Source organism: Zongyangia hominis, assembly GCF_014385095.1.
Lineage (GTDB): Bacteria > Bacillota > Clostridia > Oscillospirales > Ruminococcaceae > Zongyangia > Zongyangia hominis.
Genome location: NZ_JACRTC010000006.1, coordinates 26,156 through 43,212, shown reverse-complemented (window position 1 = coordinate 43,212; position 17,057 = coordinate 26,156). Strand labels below are relative to the sequence as shown.

General features: G+C 58.4%; 15 protein-coding genes. 13 read left to right on the top strand and 2 right to left on the bottom strand.

Annotation, left to right across the window (positions count from 1 at the left end; all coding sequences use genetic code 11):
* Positions 1-352: 352 nt before the first annotated feature.
* Positions 353-4,090: a phosphoribosylformylglycinamidine synthase gene (locus tag H8709_RS08970; RefSeq protein WP_262398044.1), complete on the bottom strand. Its 3,738-nt coding sequence runs from the start codon at positions 4,088-4,090 to the stop codon at positions 353-355.
* 93 nt (positions 4,091-4,183) lie between these two features.
* Positions 4,184-5,488, bottom strand: a complete 1,305-nt coding sequence (gene mtaB, locus H8709_RS08965; protein ID WP_262398043.1) for a tRNA (N(6)-L-threonylcarbamoyladenosine(37)-C(2))-methylthiotransferase MtaB — start codon at positions 5,486-5,488, stop codon at positions 4,184-4,186.
* A gap of 271 nt (positions 5,489-5,759) precedes the next feature.
* On the opposite strand from mtaB, the gene H8709_RS08960 reads away from it, so the two are divergent.
* The 13 genes from H8709_RS08960 to H8709_RS08900 all read left to right on the top strand — a co-directional run bounded on the left by H8709_RS08960 (position 5,760) and on the right by H8709_RS08900 (position 17,014).
* Positions 5,760-5,987, top strand: a complete 228-nt coding sequence (locus H8709_RS08960) for an HPr family phosphocarrier protein (RefSeq protein WP_262398042.1) — start codon at positions 5,760-5,762, stop codon at positions 5,985-5,987.
* 257 nt (positions 5,988-6,244) lie between these two features.
* Positions 6,245-7,564, top strand: coding sequence for a D-alanyl-D-alanine carboxypeptidase family protein (locus H8709_RS08955; RefSeq protein ID WP_262398041.1), 1,320 nt, complete (start codon positions 6,245-6,247; stop codon positions 7,562-7,564).
* Between the two features lie 152 nt (positions 7,565-7,716).
* Positions 7,717-9,054: a glucose-6-phosphate isomerase gene (locus H8709_RS08950; RefSeq protein ID WP_262398040.1), complete on the top strand. Its 1,338-nt coding sequence runs from the start codon at positions 7,717-7,719 to the stop codon at positions 9,052-9,054.
* 150 nt (positions 9,055-9,204) lie between these two features.
* Complete coding sequence (locus H8709_RS08945) at positions 9,205-9,612, top strand: type IV pilus twitching motility protein PilT (RefSeq protein ID WP_262398039.1); 408 nt, start codon at positions 9,205-9,207, stop codon at positions 9,610-9,612.
* Between the two features lie 278 nt (positions 9,613-9,890).
* Positions 9,891-10,787 (top strand): diaminopimelate dehydrogenase, encoded by an 897-nt coding sequence (locus H8709_RS08940; protein ID WP_262398038.1) that lies wholly within the window; start codon positions 9,891-9,893, stop codon positions 10,785-10,787.
* A gap of 224 nt (positions 10,788-11,011) precedes the next feature.
* Positions 11,012-11,506: a YceD family protein gene (locus H8709_RS08935; RefSeq protein ID WP_262398037.1), complete on the top strand. Its 495-nt coding sequence runs from the start codon at positions 11,012-11,014 to the stop codon at positions 11,504-11,506.
* Between the two features lie 53 nt (positions 11,507-11,559).
* Entirely contained in the window at positions 11,560-11,742 is a 183-nt protein-coding gene (gene rpmF / locus H8709_RS08930; RefSeq protein WP_262398036.1) for a 50S ribosomal protein L32, read from the top strand.
* A gap of 205 nt (positions 11,743-11,947) precedes the next feature.
* Positions 11,948-13,252: a DUF512 domain-containing protein gene (locus tag H8709_RS08925; protein ID WP_262398035.1), complete on the top strand. Its 1,305-nt coding sequence runs from the start codon at positions 11,948-11,950 to the stop codon at positions 13,250-13,252.
* Between the two features lie 162 nt (positions 13,253-13,414).
* Complete coding sequence (gene der / locus H8709_RS08920) at positions 13,415-14,737, top strand: ribosome biogenesis GTPase Der (RefSeq protein ID WP_262398034.1); 1,323 nt, start codon at positions 13,415-13,417, stop codon at positions 14,735-14,737.
* A gap of 64 nt (positions 14,738-14,801) precedes the next feature.
* Positions 14,802-15,440 (top strand): glycerol-3-phosphate 1-O-acyltransferase PlsY, encoded by a 639-nt coding sequence (plsY, locus tag H8709_RS08915; RefSeq protein ID WP_262398033.1) that lies wholly within the window; start codon positions 14,802-14,804, stop codon positions 15,438-15,440.
* 97 nt (positions 15,441-15,537) lie between these two features.
* Positions 15,538-15,855 carry a YbjQ family protein gene (locus H8709_RS08910; protein WP_262398032.1) on the top strand — a complete coding sequence of 106 codons (318 nt, stop codon included), beginning with the start codon at positions 15,538-15,540 and terminating at the stop codon, positions 15,853-15,855.
* A gap of 214 nt (positions 15,856-16,069) precedes the next feature.
* Positions 16,070-16,708, top strand: coding sequence for an orotate phosphoribosyltransferase (locus H8709_RS08905; protein ID WP_262398031.1), 639 nt, complete (start codon positions 16,070-16,072; stop codon positions 16,706-16,708).
* A 105-nt stretch (positions 16,709-16,813) separates the two neighbouring features.
* Positions 16,814-17,014, top strand: a complete 201-nt coding sequence (locus H8709_RS08900; RefSeq protein ID WP_262398030.1) for a hypothetical protein — start codon at positions 16,814-16,816, stop codon at positions 17,012-17,014.
* Positions 17,015-17,057 lie beyond the last annotated feature (43 nt).

The following is a 17,057-nucleotide window of genomic DNA, read 5'->3' as shown; positions in this document are numbered from 1 at the left end:
AAAACGGAAAGCGCCTCCCCTCTCCGGAACCACGACGCAGACGCTCACAATGCGGGATATTGCCCCCGAATTCGAGGGACCTTTGCCGCGCCGCCCGGAACTGGCGCTGGAAGATGCCACCTTTTCATTGTTTTTCCTCCGATTCAACCGTTCATACATGCGCGGGACAGGATCTGTCCAACAGTAGTATACTTGGTTTTCGCCGCGGTGTGAATGGTTCAGGTAAAAATTTCAAAATTATTTAAGAAGTCCTTATCCTTTTTGAAAGTTTTTACGTTTTTCCGGTGAGACAGAGCAAAAAACCCGATGTCAAATATGACATCGGGTTTTATTATACATAGGATAGGCAGGGCTATTTCGTGAAATAGTCCACAGCGCCCTCGAACATGCGCTGATCAAACGCGCCGGGGACATTCTGGTACACGCCGGCGGAGAGACGCTCGGAGTGGCCCATCTTGCCGAAGATGCGTCCGTCCGGGGAGGTGGCGCCCTCGATGGCGTGGACGGAGGTGTTGGGGTTAAAGCGGATGTCCAGGGTGGGACGTCCCGCCTCGTCCACATACTGGGTGGCGATCTGGCCCTGTTCCTCCATGGAGGAGATCAGCTCCTCGGAGGCGATGAACCGGCCCTCACCGTGGGAGATGGGGATGGTGTGGATGTCGCCCACCCGGGTGTGCATCAGCCACGGGGACTTGTTGGAGGCGATCCGGGTGCGCACCAGCATGGACTGATGGCGGCCGATCTTGTTGTAGGTCAGCGTCGGGCAGCCTTCGTCCATGTCGCGGATTTCGCCGAAGGGCACGAGGCCCAACTTGACCAGCGCCTGGAAGCCGTTGCAGATGCCGCACATCAGGCCGTCCCTGTTTTTGAGCAGGTCGTGGACCGCGTCTTTGACCGCGGGATTGCGGAAGAAGGCGGTGATGAACTTGCCCGAGCCGTCCGGCTCGTCGCCGCCGGAGAATCCGCCGGGCAGGGCGATGATCTGGCTTTCGGCGATGAGCGCGGCCATCCGCTCGACGCTCTCCTCGATCTGGGAGGACGAGAGGTTTCTCACCACAAAGATTTCGGGAAGGCCGCCGGCCCGCTCAAAGGCTCTCGCCATGTCGTACTCGCAGTTGGTGCCGGGGAAGACGGGGATGAGGATCCGGGGCTTGGCCACTTTGACGGCCGGGGATGGCCATTTGTCCGCTGTAAAGGAGAAGCTCTTGACAGCCTCGGTGCGGGGGGCAATCGTCCAGGGGAAGACGGGATTGAGCTTTTGCTGCCAGGCGTCCTGGACCTCCCCGAGATCCACCGCGCCGTCGGGGGTTTCCACCCGATATTCGGAAATTACCTGGCCGATGACCTTGCCCACCGGCGCCGCGCCCTCGGCCATCTCCAGCAGGAAGCCGCCGTAGACATTGTCCCAATACGCGGGGATATCCAGCCTCGCGGCCTGATCGTCGGTAAAGCGGAAGCCCAGGCCGTTTCCGAAGCACATCTTGGCGATGCCCTCCGGGACGCCGCCGTAACCGAGGGCCCAAGCGGCTTTGACTTCCCCGGCGCTGACGGCGCTCTCCACCCGGTTCCAGACGGATTTGAGGTCGTCGAAGTCGACGAGATGGTTTTCGTCGTAGCGGGGGGCGATGAGACAGACATCGTGTCCCGCCTTTTTAAAGTCGGTGGTGACGATGTGAGCGATGCTCGTCACCGACACGGCGAAGGAAGTGAGGGTGGGCGGGACGTCCAGCTCCTCAAAGGTGCCGGACATGGAGTCCTTGCCGCCGATGGCCGCGCAACCCAGTTCCAGCTGGGCTTTGAGGGCGCCGAGCAGGGCGGAGAGGGGCTTGCCCCAGCGCTTGGGGTCGTTTTTGGTCCGCTCGAAATACTCCTGGAAGGTCAGCCAGCACTTGTGGTAGCTGCCGCCCGCCGCGATGACCTTGGCGATGGATTCCACCACCGCGGCCATGGCCCCGTGGTAGGGGCTCAAGCTGCTCAGGTCCGGATTAAAGCCCCAGCCCATGATCGAGCAGGTGGCCGTCTCGCCGGAGAGGACCGGAATTTTGGCCGCCATGGCCTGGGAGGGGGAGAGCTGTCTTACGCCGCCGTAGGGCATGAGGACGGTCCCCGCGCCGATGGTGGAGTCAAAGCGCTCGACGAGCCCCTTCTGCTGGCAGACGTTTAATTGGCTGAGGTGGGCGCACCATTTAGCCGTGGTGTCGCCGATAGTTCCTTTGGCCCCGCCGATGACGGCGGGGGCCTCGATCTTCATGTCGGTGTGCTTGGAAGCGCCGTTGGAATTTAAAAACTCCCGGGAGAGGTCGACGATGACGTTGCCGTTCCACTCCATGGTAAGCCTCGGTTCCTTCTCGACCACGGCCACCACGGTGGCTTCCAGGTTTTCCTTGGAGGCGGCGGCGATAAAGTCGTCCACGTCCATCTTGTCCACCACGACCGCCATCCGCTCCTGGCTCTCGCTGATGGCAAGCTCGGTGCCGTCGAGGCCGTCGTACTTTTTGGGCACCGCGTCCAGATTGATGCGCAGCCCGTCGGCCAGCTCGCCGATGGCCACCGACACGCCGCCCGCGCCGAAGTCGTTGCAGCGCTTGATCATCCGGGTGACCTGGGGGTCCCTAAAGAGGCGCTGGAGCTTTCTCTCCTCGGGCGGGTTGCCCTTTTGGACCTCCGCGCCGCAACTTTCCAAGGATTCCAAGGTGTGGCTCTTGGAGGAGCCGGTGGCCCCGCCACAGCCGTCCCGGCCGGTGCGCCCGCCCAGCAGGATGATGATGTCGCCGGGGACGGGGCGCTCCCTGACCACGTTTTCCTCCGGGGCCGCGCCGATGACCGCGCCGATTTCCAGGCGTTTGGCCGCGTAGCCCGGGTGATAGACCTCACTGACATGGCCGGTGGCCAGGCCGATCTGGTTGCCGTAGGAGCTGTAGCCGTTGGCGGCGGTGGTCACGAGCTTTTTCTGGGGGAGCTTGCCCTCCATGGTCTCGGAGACGGGGACGAGCGGATCGGCCGCGCCGGTGACCCGCATGGCCTGATAGACATAGCTGCGCCCGGAAAGCGGGTCGCGGATGGCCCCGCCCAGGCAGGTGGCCGCGCCGCCGAAGGGCTCGATCTCGGTGGGATGGTTGTGGGTCTCGTTTTTAAACATGAGCAGCCAGTCTTCCAGTTTGCCGTCCACGTCCACCTTGATCTTCACCGAGCAGGCGTTGATCTCTTCCGACTCGTCCAGGTCCTGGAGCTTGCCCTGGGCCTTGAGAATCTTTGCGCCGATGACCGCCAGATCCATCAGGGTCTGGGGCTTACTTTTGCCCTGTTTCGTATAGAGCTCGTCCCGGTAGTGGAGATAGGTGTCGTAGGTGTCTTGGATGTAGCCGGGCTCGATTTCCACCTTGTCGATGTTCGTCAAGAAGGTGGTGTGCCGGCAGTGGTCGGACCAATAGGTGTCGATCATGCGGATTTCGGTGATGGTGGGGTCCCGATGCTCGGTGTTTTTGAAGTAATTCTGGCAGAATTTGATGTCGTCCTCGTCCATGGCGAGGCCGTAGTCCCGGACAAACGCCGCGAGCTCCTCGTCAGAGAGGGCGATAAAGCCGGTCAGGGTTTCCACCGTGGTGGGGATGTCGTACCGGACTTTGAGGGTTTCGGGGAGGCCGAGGCCCGCTTCCCGGCTTTCCACCGGGTTAATCAGGTAGTGCTTGATGCGGTCAAACTCCCGGTCGTCCATGGGCCCCGAGAGGATGTAGATCCGGGCGGTGCGAACCAGCGGCCGGTCCTTCTGGGTGGACATCTGGATGCACTGGGCACAGGAATCGGCCCGCTGGTCATACTGGCCGGGCAGGTATTCCACGGCGAAGATGCGCTCGTTTTCGCCTAAGACGGGCAGCTCGTCGCTGACCGTGTCCACCTGGGGCTCGGAAAAGACGGTGTTTCTGGCGCTTAAAAAGTCGCCCTCTTCGATCTCCTCCACGTCGTAACGGTTGAGAACCCGTACCTTCTCCACGCTGTCGATGAGCAGGGAAGTGCGGATGTCCTGGAGCACCGCGTCGGCCTCGACGGCAAATTTCGGCTTTTTCTCTACATAAATGCGGTAAACTGCCATGAATAAACACTCCTATCATATTGGGTTGCCAAAAGGAAAAGTCCTCCGGTTTCTAAGGGCGGCAACGGGAGGACTGTGATGGACTTCTATGAGTTAAGGCGTGAGCCTCTCTTCCAGCAGGACGCCTTCGCAGACGTCCCCGTCGTTGTCCCCGATCTCGGTCAGGCGCACAGCGCCCTGGAGAGGCAGCGGGGACTTCACCCGCACGGGGGTGTAATTTTTGGTGTAGCCCTCGTAGACGCCGTCCCGGCCGGTTTCAAAGAGGACCTCTTCGATGAGGCCCCGCTGCCGGTCCAGAAAGGCCCTGCGGGTGGCCCCCGCCGCCGCAATCATCCGGGCGCTGCGCGCCTCCTTGTCGGTTGGGGACACCTGTCCGGGCAGGGAGGCCGCCCGGGTGCCCGGACGGACCGAATAGGCGAAGACATGGGCTTTGGCGAAAGCGATGTCGGAGACAAACTGAAGGGACTGGGCGAATTCCTCCTCGGTCTCGCCGGGGAATCCCACCATCACGTCGGTGGTGATGGCGCACCCTGGAAAGTGTGCCCGCAAATCGTCCACAATCCGCCGATACTCGGCGCGGTCGTAGTGGCGGTTCATCCGCTGGAGGGTCGCGTCACAACCGCTTTGGAGGGACAAATGAAACTGGGGACAGAATTTGGGAAGAGCGCTCATCCGCTCGATGTCCTCCCCGGTGAGAAGCTCGGGCTCCAAGGAGCCCAGCCGCACCCGGCGGATGCCGTCGACGGAACAGGCGAGCTCCACCGCGTCGATGAGGCGCAGCCCCAGGTCCCGGCCGTAGGAGGAGAGGTTGATGCCCACGAGCACCGCCTCCTGATAGCCCCGTTTTGCCAGGGCGACCAGCTCCCGTCTGAGCTCCTCCAAGGGTTTGGAGCGGATGGGGCCCCGGGCGGTGGGGATGATGCAGTAGGAGCAGTACCGGTCGCAGCCGTCCTCAATTTTGACAAAGGCGCGGGTTCGGTCCAAGAAGGCGCCGGCCTCCATGGGCTCGAAGGCCTCCCCCTTGGCGTGGGGGGTGATGGCGATGACCCGCTCCCCCGTGATGAGAGCCTTCTGGATGGCGGGGAGGAGGCCCTTTCGGTTGTAGGAGCCGGTGATGACGTCGGCCTCGGTGATCTTGGCCGCCTCCTCGGGGAAGGCCTGGGGAAAGCAGCCGGTCAGCGCCACTAAGGCCCCCGGGTGCTCCCGCTTCATCCGGCGCAGGGACTGGCGGGTTTTTTTGTCGCCGGTGGCCGTCACGGTGCAGGAGTTGACCACAAAGATGTCGGCGCCCTCGGGGGAATCGGAAACATCAAAGCCGCTTTGGGAAAAAAGCTGGGAAAGAATCTGGGTTTCGTATTGGTTGACCTTGCAACCAAGGGTGGTAAAATGTACTCTCATGAGGCCCCCTGACCATTTTTTTGTGGAATAAAACGGGCATAATTGCCAGAAAATTGTCTTAAAAAAATGAAGAAAAAATTTTTTCAAAAAATTGATGCTTTTTACGGCGAAAATGGATACTATTATTATAAACAACAGCAAAAGGTTTTGCAATTAGCAGTTGACTAAAAACTCCGCTGCTGATATATTGTAAATATAGTGATTTTCTTATAAAACCCAACAGCCTGATGACTGGTTGGCACCCACAAGGTAAAATAAGGAGGCAGACAGTATGAGACAGACCACCATCGCACTCAAATCCATTGATGACGTTAAAAAATTCGTAAAGATCGTTTGCATGTATGACTTTGATGTGGATATGATCAGCGGCCGCCACATCGTCGACGCGAAGTCCATCATGGGTATCTTCAGCCTGGATTTGTCCAAACCCATCAAGCTGGAAATTCACGCCATTGAATGTGACAAATTCCTCGAGGAAATCAAGGAATTCGCGGCATAAATTCCGTCTGATAAAACACACCTTGCAAAAGGTGTGTTTTTTCTTTTTCCCGCAGCTTTTCGCCGCCGCGCCCGTCCCGGGCGGGGGGGTGTCCGCCGGAAGGGACGGCCCCTTTCGCAATTCATCGCATATCGCGCCGCACGGCGCATAAACATGTACTAAATGAAAAAAAGGCGGGCCCCGTCTGGGCGCCGCCAAAAAGCCGGCGCGGCCGATGTGAGCGCGGCCGGCTTTTTCATAGTAGCGGAGGTGCGGTGATGAAGGTCAAATCGAGTTTTGTGGCTTATCTTGTTTTATTTTCTCTCCTATTGGGGATGATGGCGCCTGCGGTGCACGCCGCCGGCGAGTGGCCGGCCGTGGCGCCCACAACGACGGCGGCGGAATCTACGGCGGCGCCCACCACCCAGGCACCCGCCGAGAGCGCGCCCACAACGACCACAGCGCCCGGGGAGGAGAAGGCGCCCGACAGTACGCAGGGAAGCGGGGAGAGCCAGCAGCAGGCCCCCGGCGGAACGGAGGCCCAGGTGGATATCAAATCCAAGTCCGTCATTTTGATGGAGCAGTCCACCGGCCAGGTCCTCTACTCCTTTAACCCCGACGAGCAGTATCCCCCCGCCTCCATCACCAAAATTATGACCCTGCTGTTGGTGATGGAGGCCGTCGATTCGGGCAAAATATCCATTGACGACATGGCCACCTGCTCCCAGCACGCCGCGGACATGGGCGGCAGCCAGATCTGGCTGGAACCCAATGAGCAGATGAGCGTCAACGACCTGCTCAAGGCCACGGCGGTCTCTTCGGCCAACGACGCGGCGGTGTGTCTGGCCGAGCATGTGGCGGGCAGCGAGGAGGCCTTTGTGGCCATGATGAACGAGCGGGCCCAGCAACTGGGGATGAAGAACACCACCTTCATCAACGCCAACGGCCTGGACGCCCAGGGACACCTTTCCACGGCCAGGGACATCGCCATCATGTCCATGGAGCTGCTCAAGCACCCCAAGATTTTGGAATACTCCACCATTTGGATGGATTCCCTGCGGGGCGGCCAGACCCAGCTTGTCAACACCAATAAGATGATCCGTTTCTACGACGGGGCCACGGGGCTCAAGACCGGCACCACCAACGGCGCGGGCAGCTGCCTGTCCGCCAGCGCCACCCGGGGCGGCATGACCCTCATCGCCGTCACCCTGGGCAGCGCCACCAGCGACGAGCGCTTTTACACCGCACGGAAGCTGTTGGACTTCGGCTTTGCCAACTACGAGGTGGCTAACATCGAGCCCCTTTGCGCCGACGCGCCCGTCAAGGTGACCGGCGGCGTGGAGAAGGAGGTCGCCTGCAAGGCCGAGCAGCCGGGGAGCCTGGTGCTCCAAAAGGGCCGGGCCAAGGAGCTCACCCAGGAGTTGGAACTGCTGCCCGAGGTTACCGCCCCGGTGGAACAGGGCCAGACCGTGGGCCGGGTGGTGGTGAAGCTGGACGGGGAGGAAATCCTCAGCTACAACATGGTGGCGTCACAGTCCGTCGAAAAGATGACCTTTGGCAAGGCCTTTGGCATCTTATTCCGGACGATGGTGGGATAAAGATACTAAAATTTTGTGGATACTACACAAAAATGTGTCGAATTAAAATCCCATACTTGAAAAATATGACTGGATAGAGTAAAATAAAGAGTACCAAATCAGAGACATCGCAGACGAGCAAAACTGACGGAAAAGCAGAAAGGGGAAGACCAATGGCTGTTACACTCAATGCAAATCATCTCAAGGGATTTGTCATGGATCACGAGCTGTGCGGCATCCAGGCACAACTCGACGCGGCCCATCGCACCCTGCACGAAAAGACGGGGCTGGGCAATGATTATTTAGGCTGGCTCACCCTGCCCACCGATTATGATAAAGAGGAATTCGCCCGCATCAAAGCGGCGGCGGAAAAGATCAAAGGCGACAGCGACATCTTGATTGTCATCGGTATCGGCGGCTCCTATCTGGGAGCGAGAGCGGCCATCGAGTTTCTCAAATCCCCCCTTTATAATAACTTAAAGAAGGATACCCCCGACATCTACTTCGCGGGCAACTCCATCAGCCCCGCTTATGTAAACGACCTGCTCTCCATCTGCGAGGGCAAGGACATTTCGGTCAACATCATTTCCAAGTCCGGCACCACCACCGAGCCGGCCCTGGCCTTCCGCATTTTCCGGGACCTGTTGGAGAAAAAGTACGGCAAGGAGGGGGCCAAGGGACGCATCTACGCCACCACCGACAAGGCGAGAGGCACCCTCAAGGAGCTCTCCGACAAGGAGGGCTATGAGACCTTCGTCATCCCCGACGACGTGGGCGGGCGCTTTTCGGTGCTCACCGCCGTGGGACTGCTTCCCATCGCCGTGGCCGGCTGCGACATCGACGCGCTGATGGCCGGGGCCAAAGAGGCCCAGGACGCCCTGTGCGACCCGGATGTGGAGAAAAACGACTGCTACAAATACGCGGCGCTGCGCAACTGCCTCTACCGCAAGGGTAAGGCTGTGGAACTGCTTGTCACATACGAGCCCTGCTTTACCATGATGAACGAGTGGTTCAAACAGCTCTTCGGCGAGAGCGAGGGCAAGGATCACAAGGGGCTCTTCCCGGCGTCGGTTACCTTCTCCACCGACCTGCACTCCATGGGCCAGTTCATCCAGGACGGCTCCCGGGTGCTGTTTGAAACGGTGGTCAAATTTAAGACCCCCAAGTCCGACTTGTTCATCCAGCCGGATGCAGCCAACTTCGACGGGCTCAACTTCCTCTCCAACCAGAACATGTCGGTGGTCAACGAGAAGGCCTTTGAAGGCACCATCTTGGCCCACACCGAGGGCGGCGCGCCCAATATGGTGTTGGAAGTGGGCGGCGTCAACGAGAAGGAACTGGGATATCTGATCTATTTCTTCGAGAAGGCCTGCGCCATCTCCGGCTACCTGCTGGGGGTCAACCCCTTTAACCAGCCGGGCGTGGAGGCCTATAAAAAGAATATGTTTGCCCTGCTCGGCAAGCCCGGCTATGAGGACTTGCAGGGCGCGCTCCTTGAAAAGCTCAAATAATTTGACAAGTCCGTCTTGATATTGTATTGTAGAAGTATGAAATGAAGTCGGATTTTTCCCCGGCGAAGAAGGAAAAATCCGGTCATCGAAGTTCAAATAACACTGTTAAAAAATGGGCGGCTTCCGTCCGTTTCAAGGGAGGAATTTCACATGATAAAGCTCATCGTTGGAAATAAGGGTTCCGGAAAGACAAAGACGCTGATCAATATGGTCAATGACGCGGCGCAGACCTCCAACGGCAATGTGGTTTGCATCGAGAAAGGTCTCAAGCTGACCTATGATCTGGACATGAAAGTCCGGTTAATCGACATCGACGATTACGGAGTCAGCGGCTGCGACGCGTTCTACGGTTTCCTGTGCGGCCTGCTCGCCGGCAACTACGACATCACCGACCTGTGCATCGACGCCACCCTCAAAATTGTGGGCCGCGATCTGGGCGCTTTCGCCGAGATGGTGGAAAAGCTGGAGGCACATCACGGAAAGAACGTCAACTTGCTCTTTACCGTTTCCTGCGACAAATCTGAAATTCCTGACGCGATCACAAAGTTCATCATCTAACCCGATGCCCTTTGTCCCCTTGCTTTAAGCGATACAAAGGAACGAAACCCTTGCGGTTTCGTTCCTTTTTTGTTGTTTTTCTGCGTCCGCGCTCTTGACGGGCCCCGGAAACATAGAGTATAGTTATTTTTGCAAAATCCTCCGATATGGGGGACTGCCGCTTGGTCCGGGACCGTCCCGGGCGGCGGGAAAAGCTGAGCCATCGCCAAAAGCGGGAAAATTTCCCCCAGGGCGCGGCATATCCGGCGGCGGGAATCAAATCTTGGGGAGGCAGAAAAATGATCAAAGCAATGATCGTAGGATACGGCAACATTGGAAAGAGCGTGCTGGAAGCGCTGCTCGCGGCGCCCGACTTTACCGTCTTGGGCGTGGTGAGGAGAAACGCGGGCGGCACGCAGCCGGCGGAGCTTGCGGACATCCCGGTGGTGGACGACGTGGAGAAGCTCTCCGAAAAGCCGGATGTGGCGTTTTTGTGCACCCCCACCCGCTCGGTGCCGGTGGAAGCGAAAAAATATTTGGCCCTTGGCATCAACACGGTGGACAGCTTCGACATCCACACAAGCATCTGGGACCTCAAATGCGAATTGGACCCGGTGGCCAAAAAGTACGGAAAGACCAGCATCATCTCGGCGGGCTGGGACCCGGGCTCCGACTCGGTGGTGCGGGCCCTGTTGGAGGCCGCCGCGCCCAAGGGCATCACCTATACGAATTTTGGCCCCGGCATGAGCATGGGCCACACGGTGGCGGTCAAGGCCATCGAGGGCGTCAAGGCGGCCCTCTCCATGACCATTCCCTTGGGCACCGGCATCCACCGGAGGATGGTGTATATTGAGCTGCAAGACGGATATGCTTATGAGGAAGTGGCGGCCAAGATCAAGGCTGACCCCTATTTTGCCCACGACGAGACCCATGTCATGGCGGTGGACAGCGTCGACGCGCTGTTAGATAAGGGCCACGGCGTCCACATGGAGCGCAAAGGCGTGTCCGGCGCCACCCAGAACCAGCGCTTCCAGTTCGATATGCAGATCAATAACCCCGCCCTGACCGCCCAGATTCTGGTGGCCGTGGCCCGGGCCGGTATGAAGCAGGCCCCCGGCTGCTACACCATGATTGAGCTGCCGGTCATCGACATGCTCTACGGGGAGAAAGAGGATCTAATCAAGCGCCTGGTGTAACCGGCGCACTAGGGTTGGAGCTCGTTGACGGAAACGCAGGGTTTCCTTGTCGAGCCGAGCGGGACGTGCTGTCCCGGAGGGGCTTCCCGCCCGGAGCGGAGTTTGCCCGTCTTCGCCGTCGTTTGCGGCGGAAAGGGCAAAGAAATCGGGAAAAAGGCCGGATTTTAGTTGACAAACCTTCGGGGGAATATTATAATAGTTTCCGTGGCATTATGAGGTGAACGATGTTAATTGATGTAAAACAGCTCTTTGACGTGGAGGGCGAAGCTCGCAGAGTGGACTACGAGCTGGACCTGAGCGGGATGGAGCTGGGAACAATGTGTCCGCTTTCCAAGCCAGTCGCCATCCGCGGGGAGATTTGTAACCGCGCGGGGGTCGTCACGCTGCGCTACACGGCGAGCTTCGTGTACGAGGGTGTCTGCGACAGATGCTTGGAGCCGGTGATCCGTCCCTTTGCGATGGACTTCGAGCACACCCTGGTCACCCGCTTAGAAGGGGAGGACCAGGACGAATTTTTGGTGATCGAAGACGGAAAACTGGAGATGGATGAGCTGGTTAGATCCGACATCCTGCTGGAATTTCCCACTAAAATTCTTTGCGGGGAGGATTGCAAGGGGCTGTGCCCCGTGTGCGGAACCAATCGAAATATCAGAGACTGCGGCTGTAGGAAGCCCCAGCCTGACCCTCGCCTTGCAGCTTTAAAAGAGCTACTGGACTAAAAAGTAAAAAACGACGTTTCGTCGTGATTTCGCTGGTTAAGGAGGTGCTGAGCATGGCGGTACCCAAGAGAAAAATATCCAAAGCAAGACGTGACAAAAGACGCTCCAACGTCTGGAAAATGAGCGCGCCCGCTTTTTCCAAATGCACACAGTGCGGTGAGCTGAAACTCGCTCACAGAGTCTGCGGCAACTGCGGATTCTACAAGGGCAAAGAGGTTATCAAAAAGGAAGCGTAATGAGGTTTCCTCAAAGAACTAGAGGAGGAGAAATCCTTCTCTATTTTTTTGATTTTCTTACGTTTTCCAGTTTTTTCCTCTCTTCAGTGAGCGCGGGGGAAAATAGAAGCGGTGAAATTTGCCCCATCTATTTTAATCCGGGACGCGATTGTGTATACTAAGAGAAACAAGGGCCGATAGGGCCGAAAGACGAGGGCAGTTTTTCATGGCAGTTTCAATCACACAGGTGCAGCCGGGTTCCCCGGCGGACAGATGCAAAATCGCGCCGGGGGAGACGCTTGTTTCCATCAACGGCCACCCCATCGCGGATGTGCTCGACTACCGCTTTTATATGACCGAGGAGCGTTTGCTCTTGGAGCTGGAGCGGGATGGACGCAGGCGGCGGGTGCGGGTGCGCAAGGACGAATATGAGGACTTGGGGCTGGAATTTGCCACCTACCTCATGGACCGGCAGCACAGCTGCAAAAACAAGTGCATCTTCTGCTTTGTGGACCAGATGCCGCCGGGTATGCGGGATTCCCTCTACTTTAAGGACGACGACGACCGGCTCTCCTTTTTCTTCGGCAACTACATCACCATGACGAACTTGAGCCCCCAGGAGATTGAGCGGATCATCAAAATGCGCATCAGCCCCATCAATATTTCGGTGCACACCACCGACCCGGCGCTTAGAGTCAAGATGATGAAAAATCCCCGGGCCGCCGACTCCCTCGCCTATATTGAGCGGCTGTGCGAGGCGGGCATCAAGGTCAACACCCAGCTGGTCCTGTGTCCAGGGATCAACGACGGGCCGTTCCTCGAAAAAAGCCTGCGGGATTTGGGAGGACTCTACCCTGGCGTGCAGAGTATCGCCTGTGTGCCGGTGGGCATCACCCGTTTCCGAGAGGGGCTCTATCCCCTGACCACCTACACCGAGGCGCAGGCCCGGCAGGTCGTCGCCACCATCAACGCCTTCGGGGACGATTTTGAGCGGAGATATGGCAGTAGAATCTGCTACCCGTCCGACGAATTTTATCTCCAGGCGAACCTCCCCCTGCCGGGGCCGGACTACTACGGCGACTTTGACCAACTCGAAAACGGGGTGGGACTCTTCGCCTCCCTGGAAAGCGAGATTGACTGGGAGATCAATAACCCCGACGGCCGCCGGGGGACGGGGGAAGAGTGCACCATCGCCACCGGCGTGGGGGCGGCCCCCTTCATCCGCCGGATGGCGGAGAAGGTGGCGGGCGCCTTCGAGGGGGTGAAGCCCCAGGTCTTTGCCATCGAGAACCGGTTTTTCGGCCCCACCATCACGGTGGCGGGGCTCGTCACCGCCACCGACCTCATCGAGCAGTTGCGGGGGCGCAGCTTGGGCAAACGCCTGCTGCTGCCGGCGGTGATGCTCCGTCACGAGCAGGACCGCTTTCTCGACGACGCCACGGTGGAGGATGTGGAAACGGCGTTGGGCGTCGAAATACGGCTCATAGAAAACGACGGCGCCGACTTTGTCAGCGCCCTATTGGGGGAATGATCCCGCGTTTCGCCCGATGAGTGGCGGGCAGGATCCTTTCGCCGGAAACCAGGGGGAATGATCTCGCACTTCGCTCGATGAGTGGCGGGCGGGGCCCTTTCACCGGAAAACAGAGGAAACACCGTCCCGCGTCCGCGGGGCTTTGAATAGAAGGGAGAAACTATGGCGAAACCTTTGGTAGCGGTGGTGGGAAGGCCCAATGTGGGCAAATCCACCCTCTTTAATAAACTGATCGGCCAGCGCCTCTCCATTGTGGAGGACACCCCCGGAGTCACCCGGGACCGGATTTACGCCGAATGTGAATGGCGGGGCAAAGAATTCATGCTGGTGGACACCGGCGGCATCGAACCCAGAGCCGACGACGTCATCCTGTCCCAGATGCGCCGCCAGGCCCAGCTTGCCATTGAAAAGGCCGACGCCATCATCCTGGTGGTGGAGCTGGCTGCCGGTATCACGGCTAACGACGCCGACATCGCCACCATGCTCCAAAAGAGCGGCAAGCCGGTGGTGCTGTGCGTCAACAAATGCGACCGGCTGGGGGACGTGCCCCCCGAGTTTTACGAGTTTTATAATTTGGGACTGGGCGACCCGGTCCCCGTCTCCTCGGTCCACGGCCACGGCACCGGCGACTTACTCGACGCGGTGTTTGAGCATCTGGACTTCGAGAAGGGGGAGGAATACGGGGACCATTATATCCGGGTGGCGGTCATCGGAAAGCCCAACGTGGGCAAATCCTCCCTCATCAACCGCATTGCCGGGGAGGAGCGGGTGATCGTCTCGAACATTGCCGGCACCACCCGGGACGCCACCGACACGGTCATAGAAAACGAACACGGCAAATATGTATTTATTGATACCGCCGGCATCCGCAGAAAGAGCCGGGTGGAGGAGGCCATTGAGCGATACAGCGTGCTCAGGGCCTATATGGCGGTGGACCGGGCCGACGTGGCGGTCATCGTCATCGACGCCACCACCGGCTTCACCGAGCAGGACTCCAAGGTGGCGGGCTACGCCCACGAGCAGGGCAAGGCCTGCATCGTGGCGGTCAATAAGTGGGATGCGGTGGACAAGGACGGCAGCACCATGAAGGAGTTCCAGAAGAAGCTGGAAAACGACTTCAGTTTCATGTCCTATGTGCCGTTCCTCTTCATTTCCGCCCTGACCGGACAGCGGGTGGAGAAGCTCTACGACCTCATCCGCCACGTCCACGAGAAAAACTCCATGCGCATCACCACCGGCATGCTCAACGACATGCTCGCCTATGCCACCGCCCGGGTGCAGCCGCCCTCCGATAAGGGCAAACGGCTCAAAATCTACTACATGACCCAAGCTTCCACCAAGCCCCCCACCTTTGTCTGCTTTGTCAACCGTGCGGAGCTGTTCCACTTTTCCTACCAGCGGTACCTGGAAAACCAGATCCGCGAGACATTCCAGCTCGACGGTACCCCCATCCGTATGATCGTGCGGGAGCGGGGTGACAAATAATCCGCCCGTGGGACGGATGACATTTTAACGGACAGGGCGTGTCCGAAGAAGGAAGGTCGATTCGATGAACACACTGTGGGCGCTTTTATCTTCAGCGGCGTGCGCCTATCTCCTGGGCAGCATCAGTTTCGCTGTCATCGTCAGCAAGCTCTACTCCAAAAAGGACGTGCGGGACTACGGCAGCGGCAACGCGGGCATGACCAATGTCCTGCGCAATTTCGGCAAGCTCCCGGCGGCGCTGACGCTGCTCGGCGACTTTACCAAAGGGGTGGTGGCGGTCTTGCTGGGGCGTTACCTCTTCAGCCTCTTTGGCGTCACCGCCTTCGACGGGGCCTATGTGGCGGGCCTCTTTGCCCTTCTCGGCCACATGTATCCGCTCTACTTCGGCTTTAAGGGGGGCAAGGGGGTGTTGACCTCCGCCGGTATCATCCTGGTCATCAACCCCATCACCCTGGCGGTGCTGCTGGTGGAATTTCTCATCGCCTTCGGCATCTCCAAGATGGTGTCGCTAGGCTCCATTGTGGACGCCGTTTCCTACCCCATCGTCACCTATATTGTGCTGAAAGTCAGCGGGGAGCCGGCGCTCATCAACACCCTCTTCGCCGCCCTCATCGGGATCATCGTCCTCTACCTCCACCGGGAAAACATCAAGCGGATTTTCGCGGGGACCGAGTACAAATTTGGCCAGAAAAAAGAGAAATAGGGGACGGGAATGCTAGACATGATCCCCGCCTTCGTGCTACAATAAATATGCTAAAGCCTTCGGCCGCGGCGAAACTCAAATCAGGAGGTACCTCCCCATGATAATTGTAACAACCCATACCGTACCCGGCAAAGAGATCGACCAGGTGGTAGGCTTTGTCAGAGGCAGTGTCGTCCAGTCCAAGAATATCGGCAAGGACTTTATGGCCGGATTTAAAAGCATGGTCGGCGGCGAAATCAAGGATTACACCGAGATGATGGACCAGGCCCGCGAAATCGCGCTCTCCCGGATGGTCCAGCAGGCCGAGGCCCTGGGCGCCGACGCCATTGTGGGGCTGCTCATCTCCACTTCCTCCATCATGCAGGGCTGCTCCGAGGTCATGACCTACGGCACCGCAGTCAAACTCAAGGGCTAAATTCAAAGCTTACATACCCGTGCCGTGAATTTTCACGGCACTTTTCTTTTAAAAAAAGGGAATAAATGGTGAGGATGAACAGAGATGTCCAGGCACTTTTGGTTACTTTTTTAGAACAAATTGCACGAATCACGTTGACAAAAATTCCCTTTATAGTACAATATAACTAAAGAACGGAAAAGTCGGCCCCAAAGCGATCAAAAGGAGGAGACTTATGGAACTGCGAGCCATTCGAATCAAGGCCCAAAACAACAAGAAGATTGTCATCCGGGCGGTACCGGGCCATTTCGCCACCAGCCACTCCCATGTCAACTACTATATTGACATCACGTCCCCCAAGACGCAGGCCAACATGGCCCACGACGTGGCCAAGGAACTGGCCGAACGGTGCATGAACAAGGCGGTCGACACCATCGTCTGCCTGGACGGCACCGAGGTGGTGGGCGCGTTTTTGGCGGAGGAGCTGACGCAGTCCACAGTGGTGGGCATCAACATCGGCAAGGATATTTTCGTCATCACACCGGAAATTAACTCCAGCAACCAGATGCTTTTTAGAGACAACACCGAGCAGATGATTTGGCAGAAAAACGTGCTGCTGCTGGTGGCGTCGGTGACCACCGGCAAGACCATCAACCGGGCGCTGGACTGTATCAAATATTACGGCGGCGAGGTGTCGGGCATCTGCTCGCTCTTTAGCGTCATCGAGGAGATCGGCGGGATTTATGTGGAGAGCATCTTCGGCATGGACGACATCCCCGACTACCAGGTCTATTCGAACCACGACTGCCCGCTGTGTGAAAAGCGGCTTAAAATCGACGCGATTGTCAATAGCTATGGCTTCTCACGGCTTTAACGCAGAATTTCGTCATCCAAAGGGGGGCGCGGGTTTTGTCCCGCGCCCCCCTTTCTTGCGCAAAAAAGCGCCGGGTGCTACAATAGGACAAAAGGGGGCTAGAACATGAGCAAATGGCAGAGGGTGGTCATCCTCTTATATTTGGTTCCGCTGGCGCTTTTGGTGCTTTGCTTTGTGGCGGCCTTTGTCTTTCCGGCGGCGGTTCCCTATCTTTCCATCGCGCTGTTTCTATGCATGCTCGCCGCGCAGATCATCTCCCGCACCAAGCTGCGTGAGGAGATGGGGCGGCCCGACGAGAAGGAATGAACTCCGTTTGCAAAGCATTTGCGCGGGGCGCACATAGGACACC

Excerpts from the sequence above, each read along its gene's own strand:
- H8709_RS08925 (WP_262398035.1), top strand. The coding sequence starts at position 11,948 with ATGGCAGTTTCAATCACACAGGTGCAGCCGGGTTCCCCGGCGGACAGA.
- H8709_RS08935 (WP_262398037.1), top strand. The coding sequence starts at position 11,012 with ATGTTAATTGATGTAAAACAGCTCTTTGACGTGGAGGGCGAAGCTCGC.
- H8709_RS08970 (WP_262398044.1), bottom strand. The coding sequence starts at position 4,090 with ATGGCAGTTTACCGCATTTATGTAGAGAAAAAGCCGAAATTTGCCGTC.
- H8709_RS08905 (WP_262398031.1), top strand. The coding sequence starts at position 16,070 with ATGGAACTGCGAGCCATTCGAATCAAGGCCCAAAACAACAAGAAGATT.
- H8709_RS08950 (WP_262398040.1), top strand. The coding sequence starts at position 7,717 with ATGGCTGTTACACTCAATGCAAATCATCTCAAGGGATTTGTCATGGAT.
- plsY (WP_262398033.1), top strand. The coding sequence starts at position 14,802 with ATGAACACACTGTGGGCGCTTTTATCTTCAGCGGCGTGCGCCTATCTC.
- rpmF (WP_262398036.1), top strand. The coding sequence starts at position 11,560 with ATGGCGGTACCCAAGAGAAAAATATCCAAAGCAAGACGTGACAAAAGA.
- mtaB (WP_262398043.1), bottom strand. The coding sequence starts at position 5,488 with ATGAGAGTACATTTTACCACCCTTGGTTGCAAGGTCAACCAATACGAA.
- H8709_RS08945 (WP_262398039.1), top strand. The coding sequence starts at position 9,205 with ATGATAAAGCTCATCGTTGGAAATAAGGGTTCCGGAAAGACAAAGACG.
- H8709_RS08955 (WP_262398041.1), top strand. The coding sequence starts at position 6,245 with ATGAAGGTCAAATCGAGTTTTGTGGCTTATCTTGTTTTATTTTCTCTC.
- der (WP_262398034.1), top strand. The coding sequence starts at position 13,415 with ATGGCGAAACCTTTGGTAGCGGTGGTGGGAAGGCCCAATGTGGGCAAA.
- H8709_RS08960 (WP_262398042.1), top strand. The coding sequence starts at position 5,760 with ATGAGACAGACCACCATCGCACTCAAATCCATTGATGACGTTAAAAAA.
- H8709_RS08900 (WP_262398030.1), top strand. The coding sequence starts at position 16,814 with ATGAGCAAATGGCAGAGGGTGGTCATCCTCTTATATTTGGTTCCGCTG.
- H8709_RS08910 (WP_262398032.1), top strand. The coding sequence starts at position 15,538 with ATGATAATTGTAACAACCCATACCGTACCCGGCAAAGAGATCGACCAG.
- H8709_RS08940 (WP_262398038.1), top strand. The coding sequence starts at position 9,891 with ATGATCAAAGCAATGATCGTAGGATACGGCAACATTGGAAAGAGCGTG.